Below are 16,614 nucleotides of genomic sequence, written 5' to 3' on the forward strand. Positions count from 1 at the left end.
CACCTCGGTGCGGGGCCGCATACTTGGATCCGATGGCTGCCTCCTCCGCAACGCTCATCGTCGGCATCATCGCGGCGTCGATCACGGCGGTCGGATGGTTGGTCAACTATGTCGTCACGGCCGCGATCGACCGCCGCAAACAACACGCGGCCGCCCGGCTCGCGCACGTCGAACGGCAGCTCGAGAAGCTCTACGGCCCGTTGATGTTCCTGGTCGAGGAGGGCGAGTCGTCGTTCCGCGACCTGCTGGGCACGCTCGGGCGGCGGTACGTTTTCAGTGGCAGCCGGGAGCTGCCCGAGGCGGAGCTGGAACTCTGGCTCTTCTGGGTGGATCACGACCTGATGCCACGCAACGTGGCGATCCAGAGCCTGCTCTCCACGCAGACGCATCTGATCGTCGGACACAAGCTGCCACCCTCCTACCTGGACTTCGTCGACCACTACAACTCCTGGCGGATCACCCACCTGCGGTGGAAGGAAGAGGGAGTGCGGTACGGCTGGACCGCCAAGGTGAACTGGCCGGACTCGTTCACGGCCGACGTGCGCGCGACGTTCGCCCAACTGAAGCAGGAGCAGGCGGCGTTGCTGGGAACCGTCGTCAGCCGGTCTTTGACGCCGAAGCAGCGGCCGCGCACGGACGCGGTGTCGCACGAGTCGCTTGACCGCGCCCGATAGAGCCGGGCCAACCGCCGCCCGCCGGTCGAGACTGCGAAGCAGCGGCCGCGAAGCCGCACGACTCGCTCAGCCCCGTCCGACAGGACCGCGCCTACAAGCGCCAAGCGGTCGGGGCGGCCGGGGCGTAGCGGCAGGTCGCGCCCGTGGAGACGGATTCGCGGAGGTGGGTGGCCAGGTCCGGGTGGCGTTCGTCGATCTTGCGTAGCGTGTCGCGGATTCGGGCGGTCACCGTCTTGCGGGCGCGTTCCGCTTCGTCGCCCAGGATGCGGGTGCGGCCGCCCATGCCCGCGGCGGCGCGTAGCTCGTCGATCAGGGCGCGGCGCTCCGCGTCGTGTTTCGCGAGTTTCGCCTCATCGCCGCGGTCCGCGGCCAGGTCGATCGCCTCGTCGAGCTCACCGAGGCGGCGCTTGTAGCGGGCCTTGGCCTCGTCGTCGAGAACCGGGTCGCCGCCCATCCGGCGGGCCGCAAGCAACTCGGGACCCGCGCTGGGGTCGAGCAGGACCACCGCGGCGATCTCGGCACCCGGGTGGCTGAGCAACTCGTGCAGGTCGCGTAGGCCCTTGGCGTCTGGGAGATGCACGACGTGGCCCCCGTAGGCCAGGCGCCAAACGTCGCCCTCCCGGCGAAACTCGGTCGGTGCGAGCGCGACCTGGCTGCCGGTTGGCGCCCAGTTGCCGGCTGACGACCCGTCCACGGCGGCACCGCTGCGCGCCGCGTGACTCGACCCCCCGGGTGCGGCGTAGCGAGACCCGCCGGGTGCGCCGTGACCGGACCTGCCGTGCGCAGCCGGGCCAGACCGAACGGATGCCGGGTCATCAAACCCACCGGACGCGGCGTAATCAGACTCGCCGTAGGCCGCCTGGCCCGATCCACCGTGGGTGTCCTCGCCAGATCCACCTTGTGAGGCCTGGCCAGACCTACCGGGTGCGCCGTCAACCGACCCGGCGGATGCGGCGTGACCAGACCCGCCGTGCGCGGACTGGCCAGACCGACTGGGTGCGGTGTCACCAGACCAACCGGGTGCGCCGTCACCAGACCAACCGGGTGCGCCGTCACCAGACCCATCGGATGCGGCATGACCGGACCTGACGTGTGCGGTCCTGCCAGACCAACCGGTTGCGGCATCACTAGACCCACCGGATGCCGCCTGGCCGGACCCGCCGGGTGCGACGTGACCGGGCTCGCCAGAATCTGCCCGGCCCGGCCCACCGGCTCGGAAGTGGCCCGAGTTCGCCGGGTCAGTGTCGGCCCAGGGCATCGACCACGCCGAACCTCCCGCACCGGGTTCGCTCGTCGCCGTTGAGCCGCTGGCCGTCCGCGCCTCCGTCGATCCGGCGGGCGCGTTGCTCGCAGGCGGGGCACCGGATGCGCGCGGGCGGCCCGCGTGGCGGGTCGCCAGCGCACGTGCCTCCTCAGCCACATGCGGCATGTCGAGGTCCGTCGCATCGCGCTCGATCTCCGACAGCAACCCCGCCGCCGGCTCGCCGCGGGCCAGCAGCGTCGTGGCCAGGCCCAAGCGGGCCAGCACCGCCCACGGCCGAGCACCCAACCGGTCCGCGGACCGCAGCGCGCGCTCGAACCCCGCCTCCGCCTCCGGCCACCGTTCCTCGGCCGCGTCGACGCGGGCCAGCCAGAGCTCGACCGGGCCGCTCACGTCGCAGCCGTAGAGCGAGACCAGCCATTGGCCCAGGTGGGGCTCGAAGGCCGCGCGTGCTCGGGCGCACAGGTCCGGGTCGCGGGTGAGCACCGCCAACTCCGCGACCAGGCGCAGGAACAAAGGCTCCATCCAGCGCTGGTAGGTGCGGTCGCCCGCGTCGACCTCGGCCACGTGGCGCAAGCCGGGGCCTGGATCGCCCTGGGCGACCGCGGTCAGGGCGGTGACCAGCGGATAATACGGCGGGTGCGCGGCCGCGCGTACCTCGATCAGGCGGGCTGCCTCGGTGAACCTGCCCCGGAGCATCAGCAGCGCCCAGCGGACGTGCTGGCCCATGTAGGCGTTTTCGTCGTGCTCGCCGTCGACGAAGCTGGCGAGCTCGCGATGCAGCAGCGCGGCCTCGGTGAAGTCGCCGCGCAGGGTGGCGATGATGCTGCGGTCGATCGCCGACATCATCCGGGCGATCGCGACGTCGTGCTGTTCGGTCATCGCCTGCATCGCCTGGAGCTGCGCGTAGTAGCCCGGATCGCCGATCTCCAGGAGCGCGACCCAGCGCAGCGACAGGGCGAAGGCGGCCGTCTGCCAGTCGCCGGACCGGCGGGCTACGGTCTCCATCTCGGCCATCAGCGCGGCGCGTTCACCCGCGGAGCCCAGACCCCAGATGGAGTCATGCCGGCTCCACAGGCTGAACGCCAGGGCCTCGTCGTTGTTGTTGGCCCGGGCGTCGGCCTCGGTGCGGGCGATCAGATCGCCGACCAGGCGTTCACGGGACAGCTCGGACCCGTCGGCCCCGACAAACCTGGAATGGGCCTCGCGGAGCAGTGCCTCGATCGCCGGCCCCCGGGTGCTGCGGGGGCCGCGATGGCGCTCGGCGACCAGGGCCACCCGGGCCAGCACCGCGGCGTCGAGGGCGCGGGCCGTGTCGGCGGCGGCCATGATCTGGGCCCAGGCCTCGTCGCGATCGGTGCCGTGGAACAGCTCCATCGCGAAGTCAAGGTGGATCTTCACCCGGCGGCCGGGGTCTTCGGTGGCCCGCTCGAGCGCCCGGCGGAAGTGGTTCTGTGCCTCTTCCGGCGCGAGCCGGCCGGACGCGTCGCGGGCCGCGGTGACCAGGTGGTCGACGACGAGGGCCTGCGGCACGTCGTCGCCCGCCGCGTACGCGTGCCGGGCCAGGTCGGCCGAGAAGAGCCGCGCGCTCAACGTCGGCGTCGCGTCGACGGCCATGACCACCGCCGTGTGCCAGCGCCGGCGCGCGTCGTCGGGGAGCGCGTCGTAGAGCGTCTCGCGGACCAGGTCGTGCCCGAACGCGAACCGCCCGCCGCCGCGCCCGACCACCAGCCGGGCCGTGATCGCCTGGTCGAGCAGGCGGTCGACCTGGGGCACCGGGGCACCCACGGCGGCGGCCAGCAGTTGCCGGTGGAACTCGTGCCCGAGCACCGACGCGGCCGTCAGCAACTCGACCAGCGAGCCGGGCAGGAGGTCGAGGCGGCGGCGCACCGCGTCGCGTACACCTGGGGGAATCGCGGTCAGCGAACCGTCGGCCCGCCACAGCCGCGCGGTCTGCTCGACGAAGAACGGGTTGCCGCCGGTGCGCCGGTGCACCTCGGCCACCACGTCGTCACCGGCCGCGCGACCGGCGACGCGCTCGATCAACGTGCCGACCTGGGTCGGCTCGAGCCCGGCGAGCGTGACCGTCGTGGCCTTGCCCTGCAACGGCAGCAGCAGCGGCTGGAGCGGGTGCGCGGTCGACTCGACCTCGACGTCGCGGTAGGTGCCGATCAGCAGCAGCCGCTCGAACCAGGTGTGCTGGGCCGCGAACTCGAGCAACCGCAGCGAGGCCGGGTCGGCCCAGTGCAGGTCGTCGAAGACGACCATGACGGGTGCCCGCTGGGACGCCGCGACCAGCGCCGCGGTGACCCCGTCGTACAAGGTGAAGGCTTCGTCCTCGGTTTCCGTGGTCTTGCCGAGCAGCACCGCGAGCGCGCCGCCGCCCGCCTCCTGGATGGCGGCCCACTCCTCGGGCCCCGCCTGCCGGCGCAGCGCGCGCAACGCCTGGACCCACGGCCAGTAACCGGGGGCGCTCTCCGAATCCCAGCAGCGCCCGCCGATCACCGTCACGCCGCGGGACCGGGCCTCGTCGACCGCGCCGGTCACGAGCGTCGTCTTGCCGATCCCGGCCTCGCCGGTGACCAGCACCAGCCCGCCGTGGCTCTCGGTCACCCGGTCGATCTCGGCACGCAGCACCGCGGCGGGATGCTCCCGCCCGATGACCGACTCCCCCACCCGGGTCCCCATGACTCATAGACGGTAGCGGAACCCACCGACACTTTCGGTTACGCGAGGAGGCCGGGGTAGAGCAGGGCCAGCTGATGCGGATAGGCCGCGATGAGGCGCAACTCGTCGTCGGTGAGCGGCCGGCCGGTCGCGGCGTTGCAGAGTTGGACCAGCTTGAACGTCAGATCCGGTTCGGTGATCTCGATGCCCAGCCCGTCCATCACGTGGCGGAAGCCGGCCATGCCGCCGTACTCGCCGGTCAGCACGACCCGACCGGTGTGCGCGTGCCAGTCGTCCGGGTTCGGGCCGAGCACGTCCTCGTCGTACAACTCGTAGTTGCGGTGGTCCTTGAGCGCTCCGTCGGCGTGGATGCCCGACTCGTGCGCGAAGGCGTTGCGCCCGACGCCCGGTTGGTTGATGGGCAAGGGCTGACCGAAGGCGTACGCGGCCCAGGCGGCGAACCGGCGTGCCCAGGAGAGGTCCAGCGGATCGCCGATCTCCACCCGGTCGGCGACGCCGAAGCCGTTGCGCAGCGCGAGAATCGTGGAGACCAGGTCGGCGTTGCCGGAACGCTCGCCGATCCCGTTGACGCAGGTGTTGATCCAGGCGTCCTGGCCGGCCTCGAGGTCGCCGAGCGCGCCCGCGACCGAGTTGGCCACCGCCATGCCGAGGTCGTTGTGACAGTGCGTCTCGACGGGCATGCCCACCGCGCTGGCCAGCTTTGCGAACCGCTCCCCGATGCGGCCAGGAGTTTCGCCACCGATGGTGTCGCAGTAGCGCACCCGATCGGCGCCCGCCTCCTTGGCAGCCAGGGCGAACTCGGTGAGGAAGGTGAAGTCGGTGCGCGAGCCGTCCTCGGCGTTGACGCCGACGGTCTCGACACCGGCCTCCTTGGCGGTGCGGACGGCGGCGACCATCTCCGCGATGACGGCGGCCCGGTCGAACTTGCCACGGAACTTGTTGCGGAGCATCTGGTCGCTGGTGGAGATCGACAGGTTGAAGTGCCTGAGGCCGAGCGGCGCGGAGGCGGCCACGTCGCCGGCGACGGCGCGGGTCCAGCCGGACAGCCGCAGGTCACCGAACGCGCCCGCCTCGGCCAGGGCCACCTGTGCCTTGACGTAGGGCACCTCGTGGAAGAGGAACGGGAAGCCGATCTCGGACTGCGCTACGCCGAGCTTGGCCAGGTAGAAGTTGACCATCGTCTTGCCGAACTTGGACAGCCCGGTCCGGGCGGTCTGGACACCGTCACGGTTGGTGACATCGAGGAAGTGGATGCGTGGCATACCCTCAGGTTGACACTGCGGGTTGTTTTGGGTCAATGTTGATTAAAATCAACGTCGACTCGGGTACGGAGGCGCGATGGAGCAGCTCACGGGCTGGCTGACGGCGGCGGAGGCGGCGGAACGGCTGGGTGTGAAGCCAGCCACGCTGTACGCGTATGTGAGCCGCGGCGTCCTGGCGCGGCGGCGCTCGCCGGCGGGCCAGAGCCTGTTCGACCCGGCGGAGGTGGAACGGCTGGCTCGCCGGGGACGTCCGCGGCGGCCGGCTGGGGCGTCCGAGGTGGTGATCGAGTCCCGGATCACCGCGCTGGGGGGTGATCGGCCGTTCTATCGGGGGCGGGATGCGCTGGAGCTCGCGGCGAGCGCGTCGTTCGAGGAGGTCGCGGTGGGCCTCTGGACCGGTTCATTCGACGCGACGGCCCAGCGGGGCGTCGACGGGGATTCGCTCGAGTCACGAGACGTGCCCACGACGCACACCGCGGGCCAGACCGACGCGGCTTCGCGCGAGTCCGTAGGCGCGCCCACCCTGCAGACCATTGGCCACGCCGACGCGGCTTCGCCCAAGTCATCAAACGCCTCCACCCCGCACACCGTTGGCCACGCCGACGCGGCTCCGCCCCAGTCCCCAGACGCACCCAACCCACAGACCGTCGGCCACGCCCATGCCGTCCCACCCCAGTCCTCAGACGCGCGCACCCCACAGATCGTCGGCCACGCCCATGCCGGCCCACCCGAGTCCCCAGACGCGCCCACTGCCCAGACCGCCGACGCGGCTTCGGTTGAGTGGCAAGCCGGGACCGTGTTGCAGGGTGACGGCGGTGATTTGGCGGAGTGGCGGGCTGGGGCCGCGTCGTTGGCGGCCGGGCGGGCGGCGAGTGCCGCGTTGCCCGCCGACGTGTTGCTGCTCGATCGGATCCTGGCGATCGTGCCCGCGCTTGCCGCCGCCGACCCGCTCCGGGGCAACCTCGATCCCGCCGCCGTTGTCGATGTCGGGCGGGCCGTGATCGCCGGCGTCGTCGACTGTCTGCCCGAGCGGGGCCCCGCCGCGTCCGGGAGCATCGCTGCCCGGCTGGCGGCGCGGCTCGGGGCGGAGAACCGGTTCATCGACAGCATCCGGGCCGCGCTCGTGCTGCTCGCCGACCATGAGCTCGCCGCTTCGACGCTGGCAGCGCGGGTGGCCGCGTCCGTGCGTGCCGACCCCTACGCCGTGGTCGTCACCGGCCTTGCCACCGTCAGCGGTGCCCTTCACGGCGGCGCGTCGTTAGGCGCCGAGGCGTTGCTGGACGCCGTCTCCGATCCGGCCGAGGCCGACGCCGCCATCGGGTTGCGGCTGCGCCGCGGCGAGCGGATTCCCGGGTTCGGCCACGCGGTCTACAAAGCCGGCGACGGGCGGGCCGGTGCCCTGCTTGACCGGATCAGTGCCGCCGCGCCGGACCACCCCGTGCTGGCCAGTGCCGCCGCCCTCCGCGAGGCGGCGCGCCGGCGGCGGCTGCCCGAGCCAAACGTCGACTTCGCGCTGGCCACGCTGACCCGGGCGGCCGGGCTGCCCACCGGCGCCGGCGAGGCGATCTTCGCGGTTGCCCGGATCGCGGGGTGGCTGGCACACGCGATGGAGGAGTACGAGCAGCGCACCCCGTTGCGGCTGCGGGCGGTCTACGTCGGACCTTAACTGGTTGGCGAACCGGTTGAGCGGCGTTACGGTGGTCGCTCAGGACTCCGGACAGAGAGGGGCAGGGCCGATGCGGATCTGAGGTTGTCGACGCTTTCCGACAACCCTGGAGGACCGCTATGTCTTCTGCCCTGTCCCCGGCCGCCCTGGCCATCTCCGACCTCACCTTCATCTGGCCCGACGGCCAACCCGTGTTCACCGGCCTCGACCTGACCGTCGGCGCCGGGCGCACGGCGCTCATCGGTGCCAACGGCTCCGGCAAATCCACCCTGCTGCGCCTGCTGACCGGGGAGTTGACGCCGACCGGCGGCACCGTCCGGGTCGACGGCGCCCTGGCCTACCTGCCGCAGGACCTCACCCTCGACGCCGCCCGGCCGGTCGACGACGTGCTGGGCATCGCCGCGACCCGGCGCGCCCTTGCCGCGATCGAGCGGGGCAGCGCTGATCCGGTTCACTACGCGACCGTCGGCGACGACTGGGACGTCGACGAACGCGCCCGGTCGGAGCTTGACCGGTTCGGTCTCGGCCACCTCGACCTCGACCGACGGGTCGGCACGCTCTCCGGCGGGGAGGCGGTCCTGCTCGGCCTGGCCGGCCAACTGCTACGGCGACCGCGCGTACTCCTGTTGGACGAGCCGACCAACAACCTGGACCGCGCGGCCCGGGAGCGGCTCTACGCGACCGTGACCGCCTGGCCCGGGGTCCTCCTCCTGGTCAGCCACGACCGCGAACTGCTCGAACTGGTCGACCAGGTCGCCGAGTTGCGGGACGGCACGGCCCGGCTGTTCGGCGGCACGCTCAGCGAGTACGAGGCGGCGCTGGCCGTCGAGCAGGAAGCTGCCCAGCGCGCGGTGCGGGTCGCCGAGGGTGACGTGCGGCGGCAGAAGCGAGAGTTGGCCGACGCACACGTGAAGCTCGCGCGGCGGCTCCGCTACGGGCAGAAGATGTGGGACACCAAGCGCGAGCCGAAGGCGATCATGGCCGCGCGCAAGCGCGAGGCGCAGGTCTCGGCCGGGAAGCATCGCGGCATGCACGAGGAACGGCTCGCGTCCGCGCGCGAGCGGCTGGCGACGGCCGAGGAGGCGGTGCGGGACGACGCGATCATCCGGATCGACCTGCCGGCGACGGCCGTACCCCCTGGGCGCCGGGTCCTGACCGTCCGCGACGCCGTGCTGCGCAACGGCGTCCGCCTCAGCCTCGACGTGTACGGCCCCGAGCGGATCGCCCTGCTCGGCGCCAACGGGTCGGGGAAGACCACGCTGCTGTCCACACTCGTCGGCACGGTGCCGCCGCGCTCCGGGGAGGTCGACATCGCCGTCCCGGTGCGGTTGTTGCCGCAGCGACTGGACGTACTCGACGACGATCTGTCGATCGTGGCCAATGTGCACCGCATGGCGCCGGCGGCCGGCGACAACGCGATCCGGGCGCGGCTGGCCCGGTTCCTGTTCCGCGGCGCGCGTGCGGAGCGTCCGGTCGGCACGCTCTCGGGCGGCGAGCGGTTCCGAGCGACGCTCGCGACGCTGCTGCTGGCCGAGCCGGCGCCGCAACTGCTGCTGCTCGACGAGCCGACCAACAACCTCGACCTGGCCAGCGCGCGGCAGCTCGGTGAGGCGTTGGCGGCGTACCAGGGCGCTCTCGTGGTCGCCAGCCACGACCTGACGTTCCTGCGCACGCTCGGCATCACTCGCTGGCTCACGCTCGACCGCGCGCCGCGATCGGTGCCGTAGGCGATGTTTCGTGTCCGGGGCCGGCTAGAGCGGTCCCGGACACGAGGCTGGGCCTAGGCTGGTCAGGTGGTGCGGTTTCGGATCAGTGAAGCGGCTGAGCTGCTCGGCGTCAGCCCGGACACCGTGCGCCGGTGGGTCGACGCCGGACGGCTGCCCGCCGAGCGCGACGAGCACGGGCATCGGCTGATCGACGGCACAGAGCTGGCCTCGTACGCGCGGGCGCAGCACGAGCAGGCGGAGGGCGGCGACACCTCGGCCCGCAACCGGCTGCGCGGCATCGTCACCGCGGTGGTCAAGGACGCGGTGATGGCCCAGGTCGACATCCAGGCCGGGCCGTTCCGGATCGTTTCACTGATGAGCCGGGAGGCGGTCGACGAGCTCGACCTGCGGGTCGGGTCGGTGGCCACCGCGGTCATCAAATCGACGACCGTCGTAGTAGAGAAGGCGGCCGTGCGGCGTTAGAGTCGGCGGTACGAGGAGCGGCGGCGCGCTCACCTCACCTTTCGTTTGGGAGGAGCGTCCCTCATGCCGTCGTTCTCTCGTCGCACGTTCCTGCGGGTCGGTGGTGCCGTCGTCTTCTGCGGCGGCTTGTGCCCGCAATCCGCGGCCGCACCACTGGTCTCCGCCGACCTCGTCGTCTACGGGGCCACCTCGGGTGGCCTGGTCGCCGCGATCCAGGCGCGCCGGATGGGCCGCACGGCCGTGGTGCTGGAGCCGTCGACACATCTGGGCGGGCTGACGACCGGTGGGCTCGGGCAGACCGACAGCGGCACGGCGGCGTCCATCAAGGGCATTGCCGGGGAGTTCTATCGGCGGATCCATGCCGCGTACGCGGGAACGCCGGTCACGCCCACGTCGCCGGCGCGGTTCACGTTCGAGCCGCACGTGGCGCGAACGGTGTTCGACGCGATGCTCGCTGAGGCCGGCGTGCAGGTCTACTTCGGACTGCGGATCGCCTCGGTCAACCGCTCGGGCAACCGGCTGCTGGAGATCGTCGGCGACAACGGGCAGGCGTTCCAGGGCGGGATGTTCGTCGACGCCTCGTACGAGGGTGATCTGATGGCGCGGGCCGGGGTGTCCTGGACGGTGGGGCGCGAGAGCAACGCGACCTACGGCGAGACCATCAACGGTGTGCAGCTCCGAAGTGGACACCAGTTCAACTTCCCGGTGTCGCCCTATGTCGTGGCGGGCAGCCCTGCGTCGGGGTTGTTGCCCGGGATCTCGGCGGCACCCGTGGCGCCGGCCGGGTCGGGTGACGGGTTGATCCAGGCCTACAACTTCCGGATGTGCCTGACCCAGGCGGCTTCGCGGATCCCGTTCCCGAAACCGGCGGGATACGACCCCATCGCGTACGAGTTGCTGTTGCGTTATGTGCAGGCGGGGTGGAACGGGCCGTTCTTCACGACGCACGGTGTCGGCGGCGGCAAGACCGACTCCAACAACAACGGGGCCTTCTCGACCGACTTCATCGGGGCCAACTACGGCTATCCGACGGCGTCGTACGCGGCGCGGGAGAGCATGGTCGCCGACCATCGCGCGTACCAGCAGGGTTTGATGTGGTTCCTGGCCAACGATCCGCGGCTGCCGGCAGCCGTGCGCACGTCGACCGCGTCCTGGGGCCTGGCGGCGGACGAGTTCGTCTCCACGGGCGGCTGGCCGCCGCAGTTGTACGTGCGCGAGGCCCGGCGGATGGTGTCAGCTCATGTGATGACCGAACGCAACTGCCGCGGCCAGGAGCCGGTGCCGGATCCCGTCGGGCTTGCAAGCTACACAATGGACTCGCACAACTGCCAGCGGGTCGTAATCAACGGCGTCGTCAAGAACGAGGGTGACGTGCAGATCGGGGTGCCGGGGCCCTATGGCATCAGCTATCGGTCGATCGTGCCGACCGAGAGCCAGTGCGCGAACCTGCTGGTGCCGGTCTGCCTGGCGGCGAGCCACATCGCGTACGGCTCGATCCGGATGGAACCGGTCTTCATGATCCTGGGCCAGTCCGCGGCGACGGCGGCCGTGCTGGCGCTGTCGGCGTCGACGGCGGTCCAGCAGGTGCCGTACGCGACGCTGCGGGCGCGCCTGCTGGCCGACGGCCAACTGCTGCAGTGGCCGCCGCCGGCGGGCCCGGGCGAGGTGATCGTCGACAGCCGCGACCCGTCGGTGACCCGCGCGGGCACCTGGGTCTCCAGCACGTCGATCCGGGGCTACTGGGGCGCGGACTACGAGCATGACGGCAACACGGCGAAGGGGGTGAACCGGTTACGCTTCCGCCCTAGCTTGCCGTCCTCGGGCACGTACGCGGTGTATCTGCGCTGGACCGCGGACCCGAACCGGTCAAGCAACGTCCCGATCGACATCGTCCACAACGGCGGCGTGACGACCCGGGTGGTCGACCAGCGCGCGAACGGCGGGCAGTGGGTCTCGTTGGGTTCGTATTCATGCGGGGCGGGCACGGCAGCGAGCGTGCTGATCCGCACGGAGAACACCAACGGCTACGTGATCGCGGACGCGGCCCGCTGGGTGCTGACGACTTAACCGTTCCACCCGGGCTGCCTGGCCGACACTCGGCCTGTCCGGGGGATGCCCGGCCGATCCTGTCCGGCCTGGTCGGCCGACCCACCCCTTCCGAGCGCTGGCCGGCGCCGGTGTGCCCGGCCGAGGCCGACACAACGAAGGGGCCCCCGCCGCATCGGCGGAGGCCCCTTCACGACCAGGACCGTCAGTGGACGGCGGTTGTCTCCGCGGCCAGGCGTTCGTCGCCCGTCATCGTGGAGAGGGGCTTCTCCTTGATGAACAGCACCGCGATCACCGCCAGGAAGGCGATCGGTGCGCCGATCAGGAACAACTCCGCCGTGGCTGAGCCGTACACGTCCGCGATGATGTGGCGGATCGGGTCCGGGAGCGTCGAGATGTCCGGGACCTCTGCCGTGCCCGAGCCGCCGCCCGCCGCGGCGCCGAGCTTTTCCGTCAAGCCGCTCGTCACCTTGTTCGCCAGCACCGCGCCCAGGGCGCTGACGCCGATCGCGCCACCCATGCTGCGGAAGAAGGTCAGCACCGACGTGGCCGCGCCCAGCTCGTTGGCCGGCACGTCGTTCTGCGCCGCCAGCACCAGGTTCTGCATCAGCATGCCGACGCCGATGCCGAGAACGGCCATGAAGACCGAGATCATCACGACGCTGGTGTCGGCGCCGATCGTGCCGAGCAGCAGCATCCCGGCGGTCATGACGATCGCGCCGGCCACCAGGTAGCCCTTCCAGCGGCCCGTCTTCGTGATGAGCTGACCCGCCACTGTGGATGAGACCAGCAGGCCGAAGATGAGCGGCAGGCTCATCAGCCCAGCCACCGTCGGCGACTTGCCGAGCGCCACCTGGAAGTACTGCGCCAGGAAGACCGTGCCGCCGAACATCGCCACGCCCACCAGGATCGAGGCGACCGTCGCCAGCGACACGGTGCGGTTGCGGAAGATGCCCAGCGGGATGATGGGCTCCGGGGCGCGCGACTCGACGAACACCGCCAGCGCCAGGATCACCACGCCCGCGGCGACCAGGACGAAAGTCTCCCAGGACGCCCACGCGAACTTGCTGCCCGCCAGGGTCGACCAGATGAGCAAAGTGGACACGCCGGCGGTGATGAGCAGGGCGCCGAGCCAGTCGATGCGGACCTTGCGGCGCACCACCGGCAGGTGCAGCGTGCGCTGGAGCAGGAAGATCGAGAGCAGGGTGAAGGGTACGCCGAGCAGGAAGCACCAGCGCCAGCCGAGCCAGCTCGTGTCGACGAGCACGCCACCGATCAGCGGGCCGGCGATCGTACCCACGCCGAAGACGGCGCCGAAGATGCCGGAATAGCGGCCCAGCTCGCGCGGCGGGATCATCGCCGCCATCACGATCATGGCGAGGGCCGTCATGCCGCCGGCGCCGACGCCCTGGACGACGCGGCTGACGATCAGCACCTCGACGTTCGGGGTGAAGCCGGCGATCAGCGAGCCGACGACGAACAGCAGCAGCGAGAGCTGGATCAGCAGCTTGCGGCTGTAAAGGTCGGCCATCTTGCCCCACAGCGGCACGGTGGCGGTCATCGCCAGCAGTTCCGTGGTGACGATCCAGGTGTAGACGGACTGGCTGCCGTTGAGGTCCGCGATGATGCGCGGCAGCGCGTTGCCGACGATGGTCGACGCGAGGATGGAGACGAAGAGGCCGACCATCAGGCCGGACAGGGCTTGCAGCACCTCGCGCTGGGTCATCCGCGCGGGTGCGCTGTCGGCACCCGGTGGCTCGGCCGAGTTCGGTTCGGACGAGGTGGTGACGTCGGTGGTCATCAAGTGTCCTTACTGGAGGGATGTGCGGTGGTGCCTATGCGCGGGTCGGCTCGGCGAGACCGCTCGCGAGGATGTCGAAGGCCTCGTCGACCAGCTTCGCGAGCGTGGCCGGTTCAGCGCGGGGGTCCTCGTCGGCCCAGCGCATGAACGCGACCCGGAACGCCGCCCCCGTGACCGCGGCAGCGACGGCCGGGAACGGGTGGTCGGGCGGAAGGTCGAGACGGTCGGCGACCGCGGCGGCGACCGCCATCTCGGATTCGACGCTCGTGGCGAGCAGCCGGGGCAGCAGCTGGGGGTTCTCGGAGACCACGCGCATCCGCAGGGCGAGGGTCTCGCGATGGTCCTCCATCTGGTGGATCACCGGGATGAACGCGAGCCGGAGCGCCTCGACCAGGCTGGTGTCGGTGGGCAGCGAGCGGAGCGTCTCCAACGCGGGGCCGATCTCCGTGTCGCCGCCGAGGAGCGCGTCGTCCTTGCTGGCGAAGTAGTTGAAGAACGTCCGCGACGAGACGTCGCAGGCCTCGCTGATCTGCTCGACCGTCACGTGTTCGAGCCCGTGCTCGGCCACGAGCCGCAGCGCCGCGGCGGACAGCGCGGCCCGGGTCTCCAGCTTCTTCCGGTCGCGACGGCCGAGGACGGGTGCGGTGTTCACCCCTGGACCGTACCCTCTGATCTTGCACAACACGAAAAGTTTTATTATGTGAAGCAGGGCACAGATCAGGGGTACGTCAAGACGCGGCCCGCGCTCATAGCGAAGCCGTCAAGATCGTGGCTGACTGTCGAACGGCGCGCTGAGCTGGGCGCATGGCAGTAATTCGGCACCCGACGACCCCCCGGGTGACCCCCGGAATCGAGCTGGGCATCGGCTCCGTCGCGGTCGTCGTACTCACGATCATCCTGGCCTCGGCCCCGCTTCCGTTCGGGCTCGCCGGCCTGGTGATCGCCACGGCCGTGGGCGCGGTCCTCATCCCCGACTGGCGCTACAGCCTCGGCCTCGCGGTGATCACCTACTTCCTGTTCGTCGGCTTCATCGCCGGCGACATGGGTCAACTCTCCTGGCGGGGCCACGACGCGCTGTGGCAACTCGTCGCCTTCGGCCTCGCCTACCTCGCCGGACTCACCCTGCGTTGGTTGATCAATAACCCGCCCCCGGACTGACGCGGGCGCGTTCGGCAAGCCGGCTGGCGCGTTCCGCCATTCCCGGCACCGCCGGCGGCGCGGATGCTCGGGTCATGCGCTTCATGACCTGGTTCGTCCGCGCCGCCGGCCTCTACAACGCGGGCGCGGTGATCGTCTTCCTGACGCCGGGCGCCCTCGACGCGCTCGGCGTCGCGCCGCCGTACTCGGATTTCTGGGTCTGGCTGCCCGCCCTGATGGGCCTCTTCGCCGGCATCGTGCTGCTGCTGTCCGCAATGGACCTTCAACGGTACGGCGCGTTCCCGTTCTGGAACGGCGTCATCCGGCTCACCTTCGTGGTCGCCACGATCGCGCTCGGCTTCGGCGACTCCGCCGGCACCTTCGTCACGGTGCTCGCCGCCGGCGACATCGTCCTGGTGATCGGCACCCTCGTCGGCCTCCCCGTCGTGCTCGGCCGAACGCCCTGGCAACTGCTCACGAACCGCGCGGAGCTGGCATGAACCGGTTAAGCGGTACGCTCACCGTCGTGGCCCTCGTCGAGGCGGCGTACGCGGTGGTCGCCCTGACCCCACCGGATCTGGTCGAGCCGTTGTACGGCTTCCGCCTGAACGCCGACGGCCAGTGGGCGCTGAAGCTCCTCGGTGTCTCGCTCGTCGTGCAGGCCGCCGTGGCCTGGCTCCTCCGCCGCCGACCGCACCGCGGCATCGTCGCGGCGCTCGCCGCCTACCAGTTCGGCAGCGCCACGGTGGACTGGACGATGTGGCTCGCGCTGCGCGACGACGGCATCTTCGCCACCACGCAGGGCCGGGTGGCGATCGTGGCCGCGATCCCCAGCCACTACCTGCTCGGCCTGCTGCTGACCGCGGCGCTCGTGACCGCCGGACGGCCGGTGACCAGTGACGTCCGAGCGCTGTAAACCGCCGGTCGGGCTCGCCGCGGCGCTCGCCGAGCACGGCGTCGCGGCGAGCGACGTGCTCGCGCTGACCGGACTGCCCGCCCGCCTGCTCGACATCCCCGGTGCCCGGCTGAGCGTGCCGGACTACTTCGCGCTCTGGCAGGCGATCGGCGACGTCAGTGGCGATCCGGCCATCGGGATCCGGCTCGCCCGATCGCTGCGGGCCGATCACACGGAACCGTTGTTCCTCGCGGTGTTCGGCGCGGCGACGGTGGGTGCGGCGCTCGCCACCGTCGCCGCGTACAAGCGGATCCTGACACCGGAGTCGCTGGAGCTGTCCACTTCGGATGGCCAGGTGACGCTGGCCTGGCGGTGGCCCGACGAGCGCCCGCCGCGGGTGCTCGTCGACGCCGAGCTCACCTTCCTGGTCGAGGTGTCGCGGCGGGCGACGCGGGTGCCCGACCTGGCGCCACGCCGGATCGCGCTTACCGCGGCGTCGGTCAGCCCGGAGCACCACGACTACTTCCGCTGCCCGATCCGGCTCGACCAGCCGGTCACCACGATCGCGTTCGGCGCGACCGACGCCGCCCGGCCGTTCGTCAGCCACAATCCGGACCTGCTCCGCGCGCTGCTGCCGTACCTGGAGAAGCGAACCCCCTCCCCCGCGGGCGACGACCTCGCCCACGTGCGTCGGGCCATCGCGGACCGGTTGCGCGGCCAGCGACCGAGCCTTGCCGCGGTCGGCCGGGATCTCGCGATGAGCGGGCGAGCGCTGCAACGGCTGCTGCACGAGAACGGGACGTCGTACCGCCGGCTGCTCGACGAGGTGCGCAACCAGCACGCCCGCGGTTACCTCGTCGACACCACGTTCACGGACGGCGAAGTGGCCTTCCTGCTGGGTTTCGCCGACGCCACCTCGTTCTACCGCGCGTTCCGCGGCTGGAACGGGGTGTCGCCGAGTGAGTACCGGCGGCGCGCGGTCGTGGAAACATAGG

At 71.3% G+C, this 16,614-nt stretch carries 13 protein-coding genes; 9 read left to right on the forward strand and 4 right to left on the reverse strand.

The window, feature by feature from the left end; genetic code table 11:
- Positions 1–32: 32 nt before the first annotated feature.
- On the forward strand, positions 33–674 hold the full coding sequence (locus Asi02nite_RS07935; protein WP_203711517.1) for a hypothetical protein: 642 nt from the start codon (positions 33–35) through the stop codon (positions 672–674).
- A gap of 91 nt (positions 675–765) precedes the next feature.
- Here the strand turns inward: Asi02nite_RS07935 and Asi02nite_RS07940 are convergent, their stop codons facing one another.
- Both Asi02nite_RS07940 and Asi02nite_RS07945 read right to left on the reverse strand, forming a co-directional pair.
- Positions 766–4,623: an AAA family ATPase gene (locus Asi02nite_RS07940; RefSeq protein WP_203711518.1), complete on the reverse strand. Its 3,858-nt coding sequence runs from the start codon at positions 4,621–4,623 to the stop codon at positions 766–768.
- A gap of 38 nt (positions 4,624–4,661) precedes the next feature.
- Positions 4,662–5,885 (reverse strand): LeuA family protein, encoded by a 1,224-nt coding sequence (locus Asi02nite_RS07945; protein WP_203711519.1) that lies wholly within the window; start codon positions 5,883–5,885, stop codon positions 4,662–4,664.
- A 76-nt stretch (positions 5,886–5,961) separates the two neighbouring features.
- On the opposite strand from Asi02nite_RS07945, the gene Asi02nite_RS07950 reads away from it, so the two are divergent.
- The 4 genes from Asi02nite_RS07950 (at position 5,962) to Asi02nite_RS07965 (ending at position 11,807) form a co-directional block, all read left to right on the forward strand.
- On the forward strand, positions 5,962–7,551 hold the full coding sequence (locus tag Asi02nite_RS07950; protein WP_203711520.1) for a citrate/2-methylcitrate synthase: 1,590 nt from the start codon (positions 5,962–5,964) through the stop codon (positions 7,549–7,551).
- A 131-nt stretch (positions 7,552–7,682) separates the two neighbouring features.
- Positions 7,683–9,278: an ABC-F family ATP-binding cassette domain-containing protein gene (locus tag Asi02nite_RS07955; RefSeq protein ID WP_203711622.1), complete on the forward strand. Its 1,596-nt coding sequence runs from the start codon at positions 7,683–7,685 to the stop codon at positions 9,276–9,278.
- Positions 9,279–9,344: 66 nt separating this feature from the next.
- A complete protein-coding gene (locus Asi02nite_RS07960) occupies positions 9,345–9,740 on the forward strand; it encodes a TOBE domain-containing protein (RefSeq protein ID WP_203711521.1) in 396 nt (131 codons plus the stop codon).
- 63 nt (positions 9,741–9,803) lie between these two features.
- Positions 9,804–11,807 (forward strand): FAD-dependent oxidoreductase, encoded by a 2,004-nt coding sequence (locus Asi02nite_RS07965; protein ID WP_203711522.1) that lies wholly within the window; start codon positions 9,804–9,806, stop codon positions 11,805–11,807.
- Between the two features lie 184 nt (positions 11,808–11,991).
- Here the strand turns inward: Asi02nite_RS07965 and Asi02nite_RS07970 are convergent, their stop codons facing one another.
- Together Asi02nite_RS07970 and Asi02nite_RS07975 are read right to left on the reverse strand one after the other, a co-directional pair.
- The gene (locus Asi02nite_RS07970) at positions 11,992–13,587 is read right to left on the reverse strand and encodes an MDR family MFS transporter (RefSeq protein ID WP_203711523.1); all 1,596 of its coding nucleotides are present in this window, start codon (positions 13,585–13,587) and stop codon (positions 11,992–11,994) included.
- A gap of 34 nt (positions 13,588–13,621) precedes the next feature.
- The gene (locus tag Asi02nite_RS07975; protein ID WP_203711524.1) at positions 13,622–14,239 is read right to left on the reverse strand and encodes a TetR/AcrR family transcriptional regulator; all 618 of its coding nucleotides are present in this window, start codon (positions 14,237–14,239) and stop codon (positions 13,622–13,624) included.
- A gap of 185 nt (positions 14,240–14,424) precedes the next feature.
- Here Asi02nite_RS07975 and Asi02nite_RS07980 point away from each other — a divergent pair, with 185 nt between their 5' ends.
- The 4 genes from Asi02nite_RS07980 to Asi02nite_RS07995 all read left to right on the forward strand — a co-directional run bounded on the left by Asi02nite_RS07980 (position 14,425) and on the right by Asi02nite_RS07995 (position 16,613).
- Positions 14,425–14,745: a hypothetical protein gene (locus Asi02nite_RS07980; protein WP_203711525.1), complete on the forward strand. Its 321-nt coding sequence runs from the start codon at positions 14,425–14,427 to the stop codon at positions 14,743–14,745.
- Positions 14,746–14,819: 74 nt separating this feature from the next.
- A complete protein-coding gene (locus Asi02nite_RS07985) occupies positions 14,820–15,224 on the forward strand; it encodes a hypothetical protein (protein WP_203711526.1) in 405 nt (134 codons plus the stop codon).
- Positions 15,221–15,640: a hypothetical protein gene (locus tag Asi02nite_RS07990; RefSeq protein ID WP_203711527.1), complete on the forward strand. Its 420-nt coding sequence runs from the start codon at positions 15,221–15,223 to the stop codon at positions 15,638–15,640. Before Asi02nite_RS07985 ends, Asi02nite_RS07990 begins: the two co-directional genes overlap by 4 nt.
- Positions 15,621–16,613, forward strand: coding sequence for an AraC family transcriptional regulator (locus Asi02nite_RS07995; protein ID WP_203711528.1), 993 nt, complete (start codon positions 15,621–15,623; stop codon positions 16,611–16,613). Before Asi02nite_RS07990 ends, Asi02nite_RS07995 begins: the two co-directional genes overlap by 20 nt.
- Position 16,614 lies beyond the last annotated feature (1 nt).

Origin of the sequence: Asanoa siamensis (assembly GCF_016862555.1) — a bacterium.
Classification (GTDB): domain Bacteria; phylum Actinomycetota; class Actinomycetes; order Mycobacteriales; family Micromonosporaceae; genus Asanoa; species Asanoa siamensis.

Bases quoted from the DNA above. Each gene is read 5' to 3' on its own strand.
- Asi02nite_RS07950 (WP_203711520.1), top strand. From the start codon at position 5,962: ATGGAGCAGCTCACGGGCTGGCTGACGGCGGCGGAGGCGGCGGAACGG.
- Asi02nite_RS07985 (WP_203711526.1), top strand. From the start codon at position 14,820: ATGCGCTTCATGACCTGGTTCGTCCGCGCCGCCGGCCTCTACAACGCG.
- Asi02nite_RS07940 (WP_203711518.1), bottom strand. From the start codon at position 4,623: ATGGGGACCCGGGTGGGGGAGTCGGTCATCGGGCGGGAGCATCCCGCC.
- Asi02nite_RS07970 (WP_203711523.1), bottom strand. From the start codon at position 13,587: ATGACCACCGACGTCACCACCTCGTCCGAACCGAACTCGGCCGAGCCA.
- Asi02nite_RS07965 (WP_203711522.1), top strand. From the start codon at position 9,804: ATGCCGTCGTTCTCTCGTCGCACGTTCCTGCGGGTCGGTGGTGCCGTC.
- Asi02nite_RS07935 (WP_203711517.1), top strand. From the start codon at position 33: ATGGCTGCCTCCTCCGCAACGCTCATCGTCGGCATCATCGCGGCGTCG.
- Asi02nite_RS07945 (WP_203711519.1), bottom strand. From the start codon at position 5,885: ATGCCACGCATCCACTTCCTCGATGTCACCAACCGTGACGGTGTCCAG.
- Asi02nite_RS07990 (WP_203711527.1), top strand. From the start codon at position 15,221: ATGAACCGGTTAAGCGGTACGCTCACCGTCGTGGCCCTCGTCGAGGCG.